18 protein-coding genes and 1 tRNA gene are annotated in these 16,799 nt (G+C 69.5%); 11 read left to right on the plus strand and 8 right to left on the minus strand.

What is annotated here, in order from left to right; translation table 11 throughout:
* Positions 1–24: 24 nt before the first annotated feature.
* The 5 genes from QSK37_RS31315 (at position 25) to QSK37_RS31335 (ending at position 4,031) form a co-directional block, all read left to right on the plus strand.
* Positions 25–846 (plus strand): alpha/beta fold hydrolase, encoded by an 822-nt coding sequence (locus tag QSK37_RS31315; RefSeq protein ID WP_285628414.1) that lies wholly within the window; start codon positions 25–27, stop codon positions 844–846.
* A 169-nt stretch (positions 847–1,015) separates the two neighbouring features.
* Positions 1,016–2,062, plus strand: coding sequence for an aromatic ring-hydroxylating oxygenase subunit alpha (locus QSK37_RS31320; RefSeq protein WP_285628417.1), 1,047 nt, complete (start codon positions 1,016–1,018; stop codon positions 2,060–2,062).
* Positions 2,059–2,265, plus strand: coding sequence for a hypothetical protein (locus QSK37_RS31325; protein WP_285628420.1), 207 nt, complete (start codon positions 2,059–2,061; stop codon positions 2,263–2,265). The genes QSK37_RS31320 and QSK37_RS31325 overlap by 4 nt, the downstream gene beginning before the upstream one ends.
* A complete protein-coding gene (locus QSK37_RS31330) occupies positions 2,262–3,197 on the plus strand; it encodes a PDR/VanB family oxidoreductase (protein ID WP_285628423.1) in 936 nt (311 codons plus the stop codon). The genes QSK37_RS31325 and QSK37_RS31330 overlap by 4 nt, the downstream gene beginning before the upstream one ends.
* Positions 3,198–3,245: 48 nt before the next feature.
* Positions 3,246–4,031, plus strand: a complete 786-nt coding sequence (locus QSK37_RS31335; RefSeq protein ID WP_285628425.1) for an IclR family transcriptional regulator — start codon at positions 3,246–3,248, stop codon at positions 4,029–4,031.
* Between the two features lie 975 nt (positions 4,032–5,006).
* Here QSK37_RS31335 and QSK37_RS31340 read toward each other — a convergent pair.
* Positions 5,007–5,669 carry a TetR/AcrR family transcriptional regulator gene (locus tag QSK37_RS31340; RefSeq protein WP_285628428.1) on the minus strand — a complete coding sequence of 221 codons (663 nt, stop codon included), beginning with the start codon at positions 5,667–5,669 and terminating at the stop codon, positions 5,007–5,009.
* Between the two features lie 11 nt (positions 5,670–5,680).
* On the opposite strand from QSK37_RS31340, the gene QSK37_RS31345 reads away from it, so the two are divergent.
* Positions 5,681–6,232 carry a nitroreductase family protein gene (locus QSK37_RS31345; protein WP_285628431.1) on the plus strand — a complete coding sequence of 184 codons (552 nt, stop codon included), beginning with the start codon at positions 5,681–5,683 and terminating at the stop codon, positions 6,230–6,232.
* A gap of 327 nt (positions 6,233–6,559) precedes the next feature.
* Here QSK37_RS31345 and QSK37_RS31350 read toward each other — a convergent pair whose 3' ends face one another.
* Entirely contained in the window at positions 6,560–7,066 is a 507-nt protein-coding gene (locus QSK37_RS31350) for a MarR family winged helix-turn-helix transcriptional regulator (RefSeq protein ID WP_285628434.1), read from the minus strand.
* Between the two features lie 32 nt (positions 7,067–7,098).
* Between QSK37_RS31350 and QSK37_RS31355 the strand changes: the two genes are divergently transcribed.
* The 4 genes from QSK37_RS31355 to QSK37_RS31370 all read left to right on the plus strand — a co-directional run bounded on the left by QSK37_RS31355 (position 7,099) and on the right by QSK37_RS31370 (position 10,306).
* Entirely contained in the window at positions 7,099–7,953 is an 855-nt protein-coding gene (locus QSK37_RS31355) for an SDR family NAD(P)-dependent oxidoreductase (RefSeq protein ID WP_285628436.1), read from the plus strand.
* A gap of 11 nt (positions 7,954–7,964) precedes the next feature.
* Entirely contained in the window at positions 7,965–8,873 is a 909-nt protein-coding gene (locus QSK37_RS31360) for an NAD-dependent epimerase/dehydratase family protein (RefSeq protein WP_285628437.1), read from the plus strand.
* A gap of 120 nt (positions 8,874–8,993) precedes the next feature.
* Positions 8,994–9,851 (plus strand): alpha/beta fold hydrolase, encoded by an 858-nt coding sequence (locus QSK37_RS31365; protein WP_285628439.1) that lies wholly within the window; start codon positions 8,994–8,996, stop codon positions 9,849–9,851.
* An 83-nt stretch (positions 9,852–9,934) separates the two neighbouring features.
* Positions 9,935–10,306, plus strand: a complete 372-nt coding sequence (locus QSK37_RS31370) for a DoxX family protein (RefSeq protein WP_285628441.1) — start codon at positions 9,935–9,937, stop codon at positions 10,304–10,306.
* A 134-nt stretch (positions 10,307–10,440) separates the two neighbouring features.
* Here QSK37_RS31370 and QSK37_RS31375 read toward each other — a convergent pair.
* The 5 genes from QSK37_RS31375 to QSK37_RS31395 form a co-directional block, all read right to left on the minus strand.
* Positions 10,441–10,513, minus strand: a tRNA-Val gene (locus QSK37_RS31375).
* Between the two features lie 76 nt (positions 10,514–10,589).
* Positions 10,590–10,919 carry a hypothetical protein gene (locus tag QSK37_RS31380; RefSeq protein WP_285628444.1) on the minus strand — a complete coding sequence of 110 codons (330 nt, stop codon included), beginning with the start codon at positions 10,917–10,919 and terminating at the stop codon, positions 10,590–10,592.
* 58 nt (positions 10,920–10,977) lie between these two features.
* Complete coding sequence (locus QSK37_RS31385; protein WP_285628447.1) at positions 10,978–11,439, minus strand: peroxiredoxin; 462 nt, start codon at positions 11,437–11,439, stop codon at positions 10,978–10,980.
* Between the two features lie 120 nt (positions 11,440–11,559).
* Positions 11,560–11,982, minus strand: a complete 423-nt coding sequence (locus tag QSK37_RS31390; protein WP_285581524.1) for a DUF3052 domain-containing protein — start codon at positions 11,980–11,982, stop codon at positions 11,560–11,562.
* A gap of 149 nt (positions 11,983–12,131) precedes the next feature.
* Positions 12,132–12,545 (minus strand): secondary thiamine-phosphate synthase enzyme YjbQ, encoded by a 414-nt coding sequence (locus QSK37_RS31395; RefSeq protein WP_285628450.1) that lies wholly within the window; start codon positions 12,543–12,545, stop codon positions 12,132–12,134.
* Positions 12,546–12,807: 262 nt separating this feature from the next.
* Between QSK37_RS31395 and aceE the strand changes: the two genes are divergently transcribed.
* Positions 12,808–15,597: a pyruvate dehydrogenase (acetyl-transferring), homodimeric type gene (gene aceE / locus QSK37_RS31400; protein WP_349498003.1), complete on the plus strand. Its 2,790-nt coding sequence runs from the start codon at positions 12,808–12,810 to the stop codon at positions 15,595–15,597.
* 70 nt (positions 15,598–15,667) lie between these two features.
* Here the strand turns inward: aceE and QSK37_RS31405 are convergent, their stop codons facing one another.
* The gene (locus tag QSK37_RS31405; RefSeq protein WP_285628453.1) at positions 15,668–16,768 is read right to left on the minus strand and encodes a hypothetical protein; all 1,101 of its coding nucleotides are present in this window, start codon (positions 16,766–16,768) and stop codon (positions 15,668–15,670) included.
* Positions 16,769–16,799: the final 31 nt, after the last annotated feature.

Genomic DNA, 16,799 nt, shown 5'->3' on the forward strand with positions numbered 1-16,799 from the left:
ATTCGGGCTACTACGGAGGTTCTCATGCCCATTTTCGAAACGAACGACGTGCAGCTCTGGTACGACGAATACGGGAGCGGTGACGAAGTCGTCCTGTCCAGTGCCTCCGGGTTCGACGGGTACCCGGCTGTGCTCGCGAACGGGCCGACGAATTGCCACGTGTTCACCATCCAGGCGCGCGGGTTCGGCCGTTCCACCCATCTGCGGGCGGCGCCGGAGCAGGGATGGCTCGGCCAATGGGCCGATGACGTGATCGCCTTCGCCGACCATCTGGGCGTGTCCCGGTTCGTCTACACCGGTGTCTCGCACGGCGGCGGCATCGGCTGGCATCTGGCGCGGCGCCATCCGCGGCGGCTGAAAGCGCTCATCTCGGTGGTGGGCACCCCGCACGACCGCGATGGTGATACGTCCTCCTCGGCGGGCCGCCGCGCCGTTGTCGAGAACCGCGGGAACAGGGACGTCATCGAGAAGCAGTTCCGCATCCTCGGGGGCTCCACGGACACGCCGGAACGGGCCGCGCTCCGGGAGGAGACCATCGCCTCGCTCATGCGGCGCCACCTGGAGTACAGCGCCGAGGAGGCCCAGATCAACCAGGGCATGCCGTTCCCCGAGGCCAAGACCAACGAAGAACTCAGCGCGATCCTGCGGACCATCGACGTTCCCGTGCTCATCCTCGCCGGGATGCGCGATGGCGTCATCTCGCCCGAGTCGGCGCTACGGGCCGCCCGCAGCGTTCCGCGCGCGAAGGCTGTGCTGTTCGAGGACGAGGGGCACTTCGTCGCGCGTGAGCGTCCAGAACGGCTGGTCGCCGAGGTCGCCGTGTACCTCGACGAGCTGACTTCCTGACTGGCCCAGTGGCCGCGTAAGAACGCGGCCGGCACCAACGGCGAACCCGACCGGGCCGTGGGTCGCCCAGCAGGCCCGTAATTTTTCAGCCACTGAAAACCTCTATTTCGCGAGGTGGGCGCATAGGTCACTGTATGGGCACCTTTCCGGCATCTTCGAGGAGCGGGACGTGATTTCGAGTTTCGTGCGCGACCAGTGGTATGTCGCGGCCTACGCCGACGAGATCGGCACCGACCTGTTCGCTCGTACGGTCTGCGGTGAACCGCTGGTGTTCTTCCGCGCCGAGGACGGTACGGCGGTGGCGCTCGCGGACCGGTGCGTGCACCGGCGCTTCCCTCTGTCGCAGAGCCGTCGCGACGGCGACACGATCGTCTGCGGCTACCACGGCTTCACCTACGACACGTCCGGATCATGCGTGTTCGTGCCCGGCCAGAAACGCATCCCGCGTACGGCGCGGGTGGCGTCGTACCCGCTGGTGGAGCAGGACTCGTTCGTCTGGGTTTGGATCGGCTCGCGTGACCTCGCCGATCCCGACCTGATCCCGCGGGCGCCGTGGCTGGCCGACCCCGCGTACACGACCGTGCGGGGGATGGAGCCGCTGGCCGCGCGGTACGGGTTGCTGGTCGACAACCTGCTCGACCTGTCGCACGAGACGTACCTGCACGGCGGGTACATCGGCACGCCCGAGGTCGCCGAGACGCCCATCACCACCGAGGTCGACGACGAGAAGGGCGTCATCTACGTCAGCCGCCGCATGGCCGACGCCGCCTGCCCGCCCTTCTACGCCGAGTCGACCGGGATCAAGGGTCGGATCACGCGCTGGCAGGACATCGAGTACCGCCCGCCGTGCCTGTACCTGCTGCACAGCCGCATCGCCCCGGCCGGCGTGCTGCCGAACGACGACGGCACCGACCCGGACGCCTTTCACGTGGAGGTCGTGTACGCGATCACGCCGGAGACCGAGCACAGCACGCACGACTTCTGGGCGGTCGCCCGCGACTTCGCCCTGGAGGACGCGAAGGTCTCGGGCTTCCTCCACGACAGCAACCGAGCCGTCGTCCTGCAGGACGTCGCGGCGCTGAACATCCTGGAGAAGGTCATCGCGGCCGAGGCCGACGGGTACCAGGAGCTCAGCATCAACATCGATACCGGTGGCCTGGCCGCGCGCCGCATCCTGGCCCGGATGGCCGCCTCTCCGGTGAAGGAGCCGGCATGAGCCGCGTCGCCGTGCTGAGCGGGGACCGGGTCTACCGCGTGCACTGGCGGCTGGGCACCGACCGGCTGGTCGGGGTCTGCCACTGCGGCGCCGAGCACGAGGCCGAGGACCCGGTCGAGCTGTGGGAATGGCTGCTCGCCCATCCCGAGGGGCATCACGCCACCGCCCCGGCACCGGCACGGGACCTGGCCGGGACGCGATGACCACCGACCTGCCGATGGTGCTGGCGCGCAAGGAGACCGTGGCCGACGGGGTGGTGATGCTGACACTGCGCCGTACGGACGGCGGCCCCGTACCCGGGTGGGAGCCGGGCGCGCACGTCGACGTCGAGCTGGGATCGGACCTCATCCGGCAGTACTCCCTGTGCGGCGACCCGGCCGACCGATCGTCCCTGCAGGTCGCGGTGCTGCGCGAGCCCGGCGGCCGGGGCGGGTCGCGTGCCGTCCACGACGACCTCGCCGAGGGCGACGTCGTCACGGTCGGCGAACCACGGAACAACTTCCCGCTCGTGCCCGCCGCTCGGTACCTGTTCATCGCGGGCGGCATCGGCATCACCCCGCTCCTGCCGATGATCGCCGCCGTACGGTCACGCGGCGCCGCCTGGCGGCTCGTGTACGGTGGCCGTACGCGGGCCTCGATGGCCTTCCTCCCTGAGCTGGGTCCACTAAGCCAGGTGGAGGTGTGCCCGCAGGATGAGACCGGTCTGCTGGACCTGGACCCCCTACTCGGCGAGCCGTGCCCCGGCACGGCGGTCTACTGCTGCGGCCCCGAGCCTCTGCTGGCCGCCGTCGAGGACCGGTGCGCGACCTGGCCCTCCGGATCCCTGCACGTCGAGCGGTTCAAGGCGATCGAGGACACCGGCCCGCGTACCAGCTTCGAGGTCCGGCTCGCGCTGTCCGGCACGACGTTCGTCGTCCCTCCCGACCGGTCGATCCTGGAGACCCTGGAGCAGGCCGGTCTCCAGATCCTGTCGTCCTGCCGCGAGGGCACCTGCGGCACCTGCGAGACCACCGTGCTCGACGGCGAGCCCGACCACCACGACTCGCTGCTGACGGAGGAGGAGCGCGCGGCGTGCGACACGATGATGATCTGCGTGTCGCGCGCCCGGTCCCCCCGCCTCGTGCTGGAACTCTGACGCGCACCAGGGGGGGCAGCTGCCACGGACTCGGATAGGAGGAGTGGCATGGGGAGTGAGCCCGGCCGATCCGTCACCAGCAAGGTCCTGTGCCTGCTGGGGGCGTTCACCCCGTCCACTCCCGCCCTCACCCTGACCGAGCTGGCCCAGCGGTCCGGCGTCTCGCTGGCCACCGCGCACCGGCGGGCGGCCGAGCTGCTCGACTGGGGCGCCCTGGAACGCCGACCCGACGGGCGCTACCAGATCGGGCTGCGGCTGTGGGAGGTCGGATCCCTGGCGCCGCGCGGGCTGGGCCTTCGCGAGCACGCGATGCCGTTCCTCGAAGATCTCTACGAGGTCACCCACGAGAACGTGCAGCTGGCAGTGCGCGAGGGCACCGAGGTGCTGTACGTCGAGCGCATCGCGGGCCGCGCGGCCGTACGCGTGCTGACCCGCGTCGGCGGCCGTTTCGCCCTGCACGCGACGGGCGTGGGCCTCGTGCTGCTGGCCTACGCTCCCGCGGACGTACAGGAGGAGGTCCTCGGCGCGCCGCTGCGGCGCTTCACCGACGAAACGATCGTCGATCCGGGCCGCCTGCGCCGCGTCCTCGCCGACGTGCGCAGGGACGGCTACGCGGTCAGCTCCCGGCAGGTCACCAAGGACGCTGTGTCGGTCGCCGCGCCGATCTTCGGCCCGGACGATACCGTCGTCGCGTCCGTCTCTCTCGTCGTCCAGACCGACAACGCCCGTCCGCACGCCCTGGCCCCCACGGTACGGGCGGCCGCTCGCGGAATCTCGCGTGCACTCGGCGCTCCTCGCGCGACCGTTCGCGCCTACCAGAACCCGACCTGCTGAAACGCGGAGCGGGTGCCGAGGTGCTGGTGGTGGTTCACGAACGGTGTCCAGTTGCTATGTTGACCTGCGGCTTCGCGGCCGAGCGCGCCCTTGGTCAGCCTGCTCTCTCATATTCGTTAATCAGTCCTCCAAGGACTTGGCGATGTTCGATCCGACCGGCAGGCGGATCAGGTCTGCGCCATCGGCCGGAGCTCGAAGGTCGAGATACCCCGCCCGCGTAAGGCAGAGCCGGTCGCGATCCACGCGGCCATGCCGCGGCCGCCCCAGACTCACCGGGCAGGGACGCGGAAGCCCCGGGGCCGGAGCACGCACGCTCGCCGGACGCTGACCGTGACGCGCCGCGGTGGAACCCGGCGGCTGGTCCTGCCTCCTGGCGTCGCACGGGCCATCGGCCGGGCGGCCGGCGGGCGCGCGGAAGGCCCGATCGTGGCGACGCGGAACGGCCGGCGCGTCGCCGACTCGCAGGTGTTCCGCACCGTCCGCCTCGCCGGACGCGCCGCCGGCCCGGACCTCACCCCGCGCGCCCTGCGCGACGCCTGCGCGGACCTGGCCATCGAGGCCGGCGTGCCCCTGCGCGAGTCCGATGCCTGCTCGGCCACACCGATCCCCGCAGGCCACCGTGCTCCGGCCCGGACTCGCGACACTCCTGCGAGACCGCGCCCGTCGAGATCGCGACCTACCTCGGCCGGTGGCCCGCCGGGCGGCGACCGCAGGTCGAAGACCCGGTCTGGCAGAGAGGGCTTCATCGCGGCTTCCGATCGGCAGCGGTCGGCCTGGCCCTCATGACAACGTGACGTCGGCGGATGGAAGGGACTGAAGTCGTCCCGCAGATAGCAGGACCGCGAGCAGAGGCAGCCGACTATGTGGGTCTGGTCAGTGAACTTGACGTATTCCGATGCGACGGATGCGCTTTCCGACAGCAGCAGCGGTCCCTGAACAGAAGATGGCTTCGCCGAAGGCCGCTCTGGCCATTGGTCAGCGCTGCTTGCCGCGGCCCGCTTGTTTCCGGCGTGTCCGCGCCACCGATCGCACCCCGGCGATGAAGAATTCGATCTCCTGCTCCACGTCCGGGGCGCAGTTCTGGTCCAGCAGCGCCGGCAGGACGCGGTGCAGGCTGGGCAGCGCGTCGGCGGTGGCAATGCGGCCGAACCAGTCCGCGATCGGTGCGTCACGCTCGGGCCGATCGCCTGCCGCGGTCATCGAATCGGACAGTACGAGGCCGAACAGCAGGCCGAGCAGCGACCGATACCGCTGCGCCGCGGCGCGCTCATCGAGGCCGGCGTCCAGCAGCGCGCCGAGCAGCGCGTCGATGAGCCGCAGCGCGCCGATCGAGCGCGGGTTGGCCTGGTCCGATGCCAGCGCGCCGACCACGACGGGATAGGCGCTGAACGTGTTGTGCGCGCCGACGCCGAGCGCCCGGATCCGGTCCGGCCACGGCAGCGCCGGATCGGGTAGCTCGATCAGTTCGAATACGCGGGATGCCATGCCGTCCAGCAGATCGCTCTTGCTGGCCACATGGTTGTACAACGACATTGCCTCGACACCGAGTTCCGCGGCGAGCTTGCGCATCGATAGCCAGGCAAGGCCGTGTGTGTCCGCCAGCCGCAGCGCGGCGGCGAGCACCTTGTCCCTGGTCAACGTCTCGCGCGGTGGAACCCGAAGTGCTGACCGAATGCCTGAGCATCGCGCAGCAGGCGCCCATCGCCGGCGCGTTCGCCGACGGCTTCCGCTGGCTGGTGATTCGCGACCAGCACCTGAAGAACCAGCTGGCCGGGATGATCCGGGCGGCCGGCGAGAAGTCACAGGCGAAGTACGGCCACCTGGCGCCGCCGCGCACCCTCGCATCCGGCCGGTACCCGCTTGACATGCTGGAGCGGATCCCGGTGTATGTGCTGCTGCCCTGCCTTTCCGGCCGACCGGCCGGGGGAAACGCCGTGCTTTCCGCGTTCTACGGCTCGGTGTACCCGGCGCTGTGGAGCCTGCAGCTGGCACTGCGTTCGCGGGGGCTCGGCAGCAGCATCGTGGGCTACCACCTTGCCGAGCACGAGTCCGATGTGGCCAAGCTGCTGGGAATTCCCGACGGCGTCACCCAGGTGTCGCTCCTCGCGGTCGGCTACACCACAACAACCACGTTCTCACCCGGCGCGCGGCCACCGGTACAGGAGATCACCTACTACGACCACTGGGGCAAGACCGGCTGACGCCGCCACATGCCGACGACCTGGCCCGGGAACCTCCGGCTCCGTGCTGGTCAGCCTCGCCGCAAGAGCCGGCCGGGAGAAAACCACCTCGGTCGCGCCGGCCTATGCCGCTCCGGCCTGTGCCGCTCCGCCAGGCCCGACACTTGGAGGCATCCGGCGACGAAAACGGAGAGCTCCGCCATCATCAAGGGCACCCTGATGGATGTCGATGGGCGCTCGCAGGCGTACCTGCGAGCGATCGGCGTCTTGGTTAAGCGCTCCGCGGGAAGTTCCGCGATGTGCCGCGCTGTATGCGGCGCTTACCGACGACGCCGCGGCGGAAACGATTTAGCACTCTGTTTCGTCGGGAGCGGCGACTTCGCGTTGAGCGGTCTGCGCGACGCGGGCCAGCAGTGTTCGCAGTTGTGCGGTGTCCTTGGGGTCGAGGTCGGCAAGGAGGCGCGCTTCGGCTGCGCCGAGGCTCTGGCGCACCTGCGCGAGGCGGGCGCGTCCGGCGTCGGTGATGAGGACCTGGCGTGCGCGCCGGTCGCGGGGGTCGGGTTTGCGGGCTACCAGGTTGTCGGCTTCGAGGGCTTCGAGCAGGTAGGTCGTGACGGTGCGGTCGAGGCTCAGCTCTTTTGCCAGGGCGAGCTGTGAAGGCGGCTCGCTGCCGCCGGCCAGCGCGACCAGGACCAGGTAACCGCGGGCTCCGCCGGGCAATTCCGTGACGGACTCGGTGGCGACGCGACGGAAGGCCGCAGAGACCAAGCGAATCGCCCAGCCCAGGTCGGTCTCCAGTGTCAGGCTTTCCGACTCGTCACGCGGCTGCTGGTTCCCGGACGTGGATGCGCTCACCCACACATCCTATCGCATATGCTGCTCAGCAGATGTTCTTGCCAACAGAACATCTGCCGCATAGATTGATTTCGAAAGCGCGCAGGGCATCGCCCGTCCCGCGCGCCGAGAACACGACAGCAAGGAAGATCACCATGAGCGTCAGCACCGCCTTGCAGGGCCGTACCGCACTCGTGACCGGAGCGACGTCAGGCATTGGCAAGGCCGTCGCGCAGAGCCTGGCCCGTCAAGGCGCGGACGTTGTCCTGCATGGCCGCGATCAGACTCGTGGCGAAGCCCTTGTCAAGGAGATCGCGGCGGAAGACGGTAACGCCCGTTTCGTCGCTGCCGACCTCGCCGATGCGGATGACGTGCTCCGCCTGGCCGCCGAGGCCGGAGCCGTGGACATCCTGGTCAACAGTGCGGGCTTGTATGAGTTCGTCCCGACCGCGGCGAGTGACGCCGCGAGCTTCGACCGGCACGTCGCGGTCAACACGCGGGCCCCGTTCCTGCTCGTTGGCGCGCTGGCACCGGGCATGGCAGAGCGTGGGCAGGGCTCGATCGTGATCGTCGGCTCCAGCGCGGCCCGCATGCCCGCCCCCGTCGGCGCCGCCTACGGCGCCTCCAAGGCGGGAGCAGAGATCCTCACCCGCTACTGGGCGACCGAGTTCGGCCCGTCCGGTGTGCGGGTCAACACCGTCTCGCCCGGTCCCGTGCACACCGAGGGCACCAAGGCGATGCTCGGCGAACACACCGCGATGCTGGACAAGACCAACGCCCGCGGCCGCGCCGGAGACCCCAGCGAGATCGCCGAGATCGTCTCGTTCCTGATCAGCCCGGCCAGCTCCTACATCAACGGCGCCATCCTGTACGCCGACGGCGGCGAGCTGAGCGCCCTGCCCTCCTGAGGAAGCCCGTCATGAACATCTTCATCATCGGTGCCACCGGCTTCGTCGGCGGCGCCCTGGCCCGGCACCTTACCGCCGAAGGCCACACCGTCATCGGTCTGGCCCGCGCCGAAACCGCAGCCGCCAGCCTCACCGCACAGGGCATCATCCCTGCGTCGGGAGACCTTGACGAGCGCCGACCCGCCGTCGTCGAGGCGGCACACGTCGCCGACGCGGTCATTTATGCCGCCCAAGCCGGTCCGGAACAGGAATCCGCCACCGTCCAGGACCTCACCCGGGCCCTGGCCGGCACAGACAAGACGCTGATCTTCCTGTCCGGCAGCGGAGTGCTACTGCAGCGCACCGCAGGAGCCTGGAGCCCAGACGTCTTCGCCGAGGACGACCAGTTCACGCCCGAACCCCTGGCCGACTTCCGCAAGGCCGCCGAGGACACCGTCCTGGCCGCCGCTCAAGACGGGCTGCGCGCGATGGTCATCCGGCCCGGTCTGATCTGGGGGCCAGGAGACCATGGCCACCTGTCGATGGTCTATCAGTCGGTCGCCGGGACAGGCGCGGCCTGCTACGTCGGTCAGGGCCTGAACACCTACAGTCACGTCCACATCGACGACGTGACCCGCCTGTTCACCCTCGCCCTCGAAAAGGGCCGGCCCGGTGGGCTGTACCACGCGGTGGCCGGAGAGACCCCCAACCGCTGGATCGCCGAACGCGTCGCCGCCGACCTCGGAGTGACAGCACGCAGCCTCACCCTCGAGGAGGCCGGCAGCGTGTGGGGCGAATTCGGTGCCCTCGTCATGGCCGCCTCCAGCCGCATCCGCGCCATCCGCGCACAGCACGACCTGGGCTGGCAGCCCCAGCACGCCGACATGCTGACCATGATCGGCGAGGAACGCCTGCGTCGGCTCGCCATCCCCGGGGCGTGACCACGGCTGCGCCACCGCTACATCCTCACCTGCGCTGGCGCAGCCCTCTACCCGAAGCCGCCTCAACGCGGCCCTCCCACCACACCTCTTGACCACTTGTCTTCGATGAAAGGGCTTCTCATGAGCACTGCCGACTGGCTTCCCGACGGCTTCTCCCGTCAGCGGATCGAGACCAACGGCACCCGCCTGTCGGTCGCCGTCGGAGGCAGCGGACCGGCCCTGGTGCTACTGCACGGCTGGCCCCAGACCTCCCGCGCCTGGGCCCGCGTCATGCCCGCCTTGGCCCACCGGCACACCGTCGTCGTACCCGACCTGCGCGGTACCGGCGGCAGCGACCGACCCGAGGGCGGCTACGCCAAGACCAACCAGGCCGACGACCTACGCGGCATCCTCGCAGCCCTGAACCTCACCGGCCCTGTAGCCGTGACCGGCCACGACATCGGCTCCATGGTCGCCCTTGCCTGGGCCGCCGCCCATCCCGAGGACGTCTCCCATCTGATCCTGGTCGACTCCATCCTGCCCGGCCTCGGCCTGGAAGAGGCGATGAACGTCGCCGAGGGCGGCATGTGGCACTTCGGCTTCTTCATGACCCCGCACATTCCCGAAATGCTCTTCGATGGCCACGAACTGGAGTTCTTCACCGCCACGTTCACCGCCATGTCCAACCCCGGCACCTTCAGCGACCACGACCTCGCCGCCTACGCCCAGGCATACAGCGGCCGCGAACGGCTGCGCGGCGGCTTCGAGCACTACCGCACCCTCCTGGACGACGGCCGGGACAACCGCGCTCTGCTCGCCCAGCGCAATCTCCCCATGCCCGTCCTGGCCATCGGCTCCACCCACTCCGGCACCGCCACCGTCCAGGCCCTGGCCCCCCACGCCGACAACCTCCAGAGCGCGGTCGCCCCGACAGGACACTTCGTCGCCGAAGAAGACCCCGACTGGTTCACAAAGACACTGACCACATTCCTCCCCTGACGTCACCCCCTGGCCGACGTCCTCCCCCCATCCGGCCACCTGGCCAACTCCCGTACGCACGCTCCTTCTGCCGAGGGGAAATCATGAACATCGTTCTCTGGGTCATCGCCGCACTACTCGCCGCGGCCTTCCTCTTCTCCGGGATCTTCAAGCTGGCCCTGTCACGCGAGAAATACATCGCCGCTCAGGACTGGGCCCAGGACGCACCGCGCTGGGCTCCCAACGCGATCGGTGCGCTGGAGGTACTGGGCGCGATCGGCGTGATCCTGCCCGCCGCGGTCAACGTCACGCCGATTCTGGTCCCGCTCGCCGCAACCGGGCTGGCGCTGATCATGACCGGCGCTGCGGTGATGCACCTGCGGCGCGGAGAGCTCCAGGCGCTGGCGCCCAGCGGAGTACTGCTGATCCTGGCCGCCATTGTGGCATGGGGCAGGTTCGGGCCATACGCGTTCTGAACCGAGGCCGGGGCGGCACGGTCCAGCCAGCGCCGCCGAGAGCCGGTCACAGCCGGAGACGGCCGGACCTCACACCAACGGCGCCTGACCGCTTAGCCGCAGGTCAGGCGCCGTTTCGCAGGTCGATCAAGGGGTGGGCACAGCTGGATTCGAACCAGCGACTCCTGGTTTGTAAGACCAGTGCTCTAACCACTGAGCTATGCGCCCGCTACCGGAGTTCCGGTGACCGGGAAAGCCTACCGAAATCAACGGGCTGCCTGGCAAACCGAACGGGTTCTTCGGGTCAGGTCGGGGCGGCTCGTCGGCGGAGGACGCGGCTCAGGGCCGCTTCGACCTCCTCTGACAGGCCTGGGGCTCCGGAGGTGACCAGAGTGTCTCCGGTGCGTTCTGCGGTGCGTACGTGGCCGCAGTCGCGGCACTCGATCTCGCCGAGGCGGCATACCAGGACCGATGAGTGGCAGGCCGTGCAGTGGTCTAGGTCGCCGGCCCAGCCGTCGATGGTCTGGCATCCGGGGCAGACCAGGACCTGACGTTCGTCGCGGACCCCGCGTTTCCAGGGGCTCGCGCCGCGGATCGGGTCGGTCTGCCGGGCCCCGCAGCGATAGCAGGGCATGGCCCCTCCAGAGTGTCCGGGGCCGGACCCGCCGTGGGACGGGTCCGGCCGCAGGAGACTACGAGATTTCGGCGAGCGCCTTGCGGTACTCGTCGATGTCACGGGCGTCCGGAATGGCGTTCTCCACCTTCCACCGGACCACGCCGTCCTTGTCGATGATGTACGTGCCGCGCTGGGCGAGGCCCGCGTCCTCATTGAAGATCCCGTACGCCTTGGCCACGTCGCCGTGCGGCCAGAAGTCGGAGAGCAGCGGGAACTCGTAGCCCTCCTTCTCGGCCCAGGCGCGGTGGGCGAAGACCGAGTCGACGGAGACCGCCAGGACCTGGACGTCGTCACCGCCCAGCGTGGGGAGCTCGTCGCGGATCGTGCAGAGCTCCCCCGTGCAGATGCCGCTGAACGCCAGCGGATAGAAGACCAGGACGACGGTCTTCTTCCCCTTGAAGTCCGAAAGTTTCACCGGCGTGCCGTGCTGGTCCTTCAGCTCGAAGTCCGGTGCGGCGTCGCCAACCTCAATCGCCATGTTCTGTAACCTCTCAACGGATTTTCGGACGCAAGCGCCAGTCTGCCACCCGGTACCGAAGAGGCGGTCAGGAGACTCGCGGATGCCGCGAGTGATGACGATCCCCCAGTGCGAGGTGGGTCAACGCCGTGCCTTGGGCGTCACCAGGCGGGTGCCGGACCACTCGCGGGCCGCGCTGATGCTGCTCGTCTGCGACAGACCGGCCGTCTGGGCGGCCTCGCCGATGTCGCTGGGCTCCACGTGGCCGTCGCGCCCTGCCTTCGGCGTCAACAGCCAGATGTGGCCGCCGTCCGCCAACGTGGTGAGCGCGTCGGACAGAGCGTCGAACAGATCACCGTCGTCGTCGCGCCACCACAGCAGCACGACGTCGACCACGTCGTCGTAGTCCTCGTCGACCAGCTCGTTCTCCGAGACCTCCTCGATGGAGCTGCGCAGCTCCTCGTCGCAGTCGTCGTCGTAGCCGATCTCCTGCACCACCTGGCTCGGCTTGATACCGAGCCGTTCGGCCAGGCTGCTCTGCGCCTGACCCGCGGTCGCGCTCACGAACGTCCTCCCTGTGTCGGGGCCGTATGCCGGGCCACGATGATCATTGTCTGCCGCTCGTGAGGTGCGGCATTGCCGGACAGTTCACACGCCGGACCACCCCGCGCGCAAGTGTCTTGCCCGCATGTGAGCAAACCCGTCCACCCGTGTCAACCGCCGTCAATGAAGCTGAGCCGTACGTTGCGCACGACATTGTCCACGTTGAGGTCGACGACGGCCACGGATTGCCAGGTCCCAAGGGCCATCTTCCCCTCCACGACGGGGATCGTGGCGTACGGCGGGACGAGCGCCGGCATCACGTGTGACCTGCCGTGTCCGAGTGACCCATGGGAATGGGTCCATCGGTCGTCTTTGGGCAGGAGCGCGCGCATCGCGTCGAGCAGGTCCACATCGCTCCCCGAACCCAGCTCGATCAGGGCGATCCCCGCCGTCGCGTGCGGCACGAAGACGTGCAGCAGCCCGTCGCGCGCGCCGGTCCGGCCGAGGAAGTCCGCGCACTCGCCGGTGATGTCCTGAACGGTGTCGCGGCTGCCGGTGGCCACCCGGATCACTTCGGTTCTCATGTGCCTCTGTCTACCTGTCCCGCACGGCTGTCCGGGTGTGGTCTGGGAAAGATCGATCCGGGTCCGGGCGCGACGGTCGTTTCACCTCCTGACGGCGGGTATCCCCTGAGTACGGGCTCTCCACACGGCGCTACGCCCCGGCCGGGAGCGAGGGCACTACGGTTACCCGGGGGTAGAGATGCGTTAACGGGCACGACGTACGACGATGGTCTGGACAACCGACGATCCAGACCTGCACCTGGGTGAGTAAGAAGGGGACCCCGTGGCTTCCGGACGCCAGCGCTTTTCGATCATCAGCGACGGCCTCCCCAGTCAGCTTCCGGACATCGACCCCGATGAGACCCGGGAGTGGCTGGAGTCGCTCGACACCGTCATCAAGACGGAGGGCCGCAGTCGCGCCCGCTACCTGATGCTGCGCCTCCTGGAGCGCGCACGTGAGCAGCAGGTGGGCGTGCCCGGCCTGCGCAGCACCGACTACATCAACACGATCTCGCCCGAGCGCGAGCCGTGGTTCCCCGGCGACGAGTACGTCGAGCGCCGCATCCGCGCGTACATCCGGTGGAACGCCGCGATCATGGTGTCGCGGGCGAACCGCCCCGAGCTCTCCGTCGGCGGCCACATCGCGACGTACGCCTCGGCGGCCTCCCTGTACGAGGTGGGCTTCAACCACTTCTTCCGCGGCAAGGACCACGGCGAGTCCGGCGACCAGGTCTTCATCCAGGGCCACGCGGCGCCGGGCATCTACGCGCGCGCGTTCCTGGAGGGACGCCTTCCGCAGGAGAGCCTCGACGGGTTCCGGCAGGAGATCTCCCACCCGGGCGGCGGCCTGTCCTCCTACCCGCACCCGCGGCTGATGCCGGACTTCTGGGAGTTCCCCACGGTGTCCATGGGCCTCACCGCGATCAACTCGATCTACCAGGCGCGGTTCAACCGCTACCTGTACAACCGCAAGATCAAGGACACCTCGCGCTCCCACGTGTGGGCCTTCCTCGGCGACGGCGAGATGGCCGAGCCGGAGTCGCTCGGCGCGATCGGCCTGGCCGCCCGCGAGGAGCTCGACAACCTGACCTTCGTCATCAACTGCAACCTGCAGCAGCTCGACGGTCCCGTACGCGGCAACGGCAAGATCATTCAGGAGCTGGAGTCGTACTTCCGCGGCGCCGGCTGGAACGTCATCAAGGTGATCTGGGGCCGCGACTGGGACCCACTGCTCGCCCAGGACGTCGACGGCGTGCTCGTCAACAAGATGAACACCACGCCGGACGGCCAGTTCCAGACGTACTCCGTCGAGACCGGCGACTACATCCGCGAGCACTTCTTCGGTGACGACCCGCGGCTGCGCAAGATGGTCGAGCACATGACCGACGACGACATCCGCAAGCTGTCGCGCGGCGGTCACGACTACCGCAAGCTGTACGCCGCGTTCAAGTCCGCGCGCGAGCACGTCGGCCAGCCGACCGTGATCCTCACCCACACGATCAAGGGCTGGACGCTCGGGCCCGACTTCGAGGCGCGCAACGCGACGCACCAGATGAAGAAGCTCACCAAGGCCGAGCTGAAGGAGTTCCGCGACCGGCTCTACCTGGAGATCCCCGACTCGGCGCTCGAGGCGGACCTGCCGCCGTACTACCACCCGGGCGAGGACTCCGACGAGATCCAGTACATGCGTGAGCGGCGCATGGCCCTCGGCGGCTACCTGCCCAAGCGGCACAACCGCGCCAAGGCCCTCAAGCTGCCCGGCGACCCGGTGTACGCGGAGCTGAAGAAGGGCTCGGGCAAGCAGAACGTCGCCACGACGATGGCGTTCGTCCGGCTGCTCAAGGACCTGATCAAGAACGAGGACATCGGCGCCCGGTTCGTACCGATCGCGCCGGACGAGTACCGCACCTTCGGTATGGACTCACTGTTCCCGTCCGCGAAGATCTACTCCCCGCACGGCCAGACGTACGAGGCGGTCGACCGCAAGCTGCTGCTGTCGTACAAGGAGTCCGAGCAGGGCCAGATGCTGCACGAGGGCATCAGCGAGGCCGGCGCGATGGGTTCGGCGATCGCCGCGGGCACCTCGTACGCCACGCACGGCGAGCACATGATCCCGGTCTACATCTTCTACTCGATGTTCGGGTTCCAGCGCACCGGTGACAGCATCTGGGCGCTGGGCGACCAGATGGGCCGCGGCTTCCTGCTGGGCGCCACGGCGGGCCGTACGACGCTGACCGGCGAGGGCCTCCAGCACAACGACGGTCACTCGCCGCTGCTGGCCTCGACCAACCCGGCGTGCGTCTACTACGACCCGGCGTGGGCGTTCGAGCTGGCCCACATCATCAAGGACGCGCTGCGGCGCATGTACGGCTCCAGCGAGGAGCACCCGCAGGGCGAGGACATCTTCTACTACCTGACGGTCTACAACGAGCCGTACCAGCAGCCCGCCGAGCCGGCCGGCCTCGACGTGGACGGCGTGCTCAAGGGCCTGTACCGGTACGCCGAGGCGCCGGAGGTCGAGGGCGAGGCGCCGGGCGCGCAGATCCTCGCGTCGGGCGTCGGCGTCCGCTGGGCCCTGGAGGCGCAGCGCATGCTGGCCGAGGAGTGGGGCGTGGCCGCCGACGTGTGGTCCGCCACGTCGTGGACGGAGCTGCGCCGCGAGGCCATCGCCGCCGACGAGTGGAACCTCCTGCACCCCGAGGCCGACCAGCGCGTGCCGTACGTCACGCGCGTCCTCGACGGCCAGCCGGGCCCGATCGTGGCGGTGAGCGACTTCATGCGCGCGGTCCCCGACCAGATCGCGCAGTGGGTGCCGGGCGACTACGCGTCACTCGGCACGGACGGGTTCGGCTTCTCCGACACCCGCGCCGCCGCCCGCCGCTTCTTCCACGTGGACGCGGCGTCCATCACCCTCGCGGTGCTGACCCGCCTGGCCCGCCTCGGCGAGGTCAAGCAGGAGGTCCTGCAGCGCGCGATCGAGCGCTACCAGCTCGGCGAGGGCGCGGACGTCGTGGTCGGCGCGGACAAGACCCCGGCGGAGACCACCACCGACTCGATGACCACCCCCGGCTGATCCCCGGACCGTTGAGAGCGGGGGCGTCCGGCGCGGACGCCCCCGCTCTCGTGTCCGTGGACGGGGTGGATCAGGACGCGGGGTCGTAGCGGTAGACGACCGCCGCCGCGTCGCCGTCGTTCACCAGAGCCCCGGCCCCCCACAGGGAGCGCGTGCCCGGGATCAGCGTGAGCTCACGTACGTCCGGGGTAGCGCCGGACTCTGCCGGAGCCAGCTCCCGGGTGAGCGCGCCACCGGAGTAGTGCAGCAGGTCGGCCCCGGGACGCAGCCCGGAGGAGACCACCCACACCCCGCCCGCCCCGTCGGAGGCCAGCGTGTTGAGCGAGTCATCCGGCGCGTCGAGCTCCACCAGGCTCCAGCCCTGCCCGTTCCAGTGCCACAGCACCGGGCCGGCTAGAACGCCCTGGTGGGTGAGGGCCCCGGTCGCCCAGGCGTCCTGCGGGCCGACGGCGAGGACGTCCCGTGCCGCCACCCGGACGCCGGCATCCAACGGGGGCGGCGGCAGGGCGACCGTGTGCCACTCCGAGCCGGTCCAGTGCAGCATGACGGGCCCGCTGCCGTCCGAGCCCATCAGCCACACGTCGTCCGCGGCACTCGCGCTGATGGCGTTGACGTCCCACAGAGTGACCGGCAGAGGAGTGTTCGTCCACTGGACGCCGTCGTAGTGCTCAACGAGCGGCTGGTAGGCGGTGCTGGTCCCGGCCACCCACACGTCGGCCGGGCCGATGACGGCGCTGTCCTTGATGCCGTTGTCCTCGCCGAACACGGTGGTTCGCCACGCCGTGCCGTCCCAGTGGTGGGCGAACGCGGGTCCGTCCATGCCCTCCCCGAACACCCAGACGTCGTTCGCCGACGACGCTCCGACGGTGGTCAGCGACGGGTACCGAACATTCTGCGGTACGGCGGGGAGGGCGACGGGCTGCCAAGAGGCGCCGTCCCAGTGGCTGACCTGTCGTTCGTCCGTGCCGCAGCACGGCCCCTCTCCGACCGCCCACGCGTCGTCGGGGCCCGTGGCCGCGACGTCCCGGAACTCGTCGCCGGAGTACGTCGGTGAGACCGCGGCGATACGCCAGCCGGTCTCCTCGGTCGCCCTGGCGGGGCCGGTCACGGCGCCGAGGCCCAGCAGGGCGAGGGCACCGATGACCGCGGCGCGTTTCGACGAGATGGACATGGATCTCCTTCTGGTGGCGGACGCCCGTATC

This window comes from Actinoallomurus iriomotensis (genome assembly GCF_030269445.1).
In the GTDB taxonomy this organism is placed as follows: domain Bacteria; phylum Actinomycetota; class Actinomycetes; order Streptosporangiales; family Streptosporangiaceae; genus Actinoallomurus; species Actinoallomurus iriomotensis.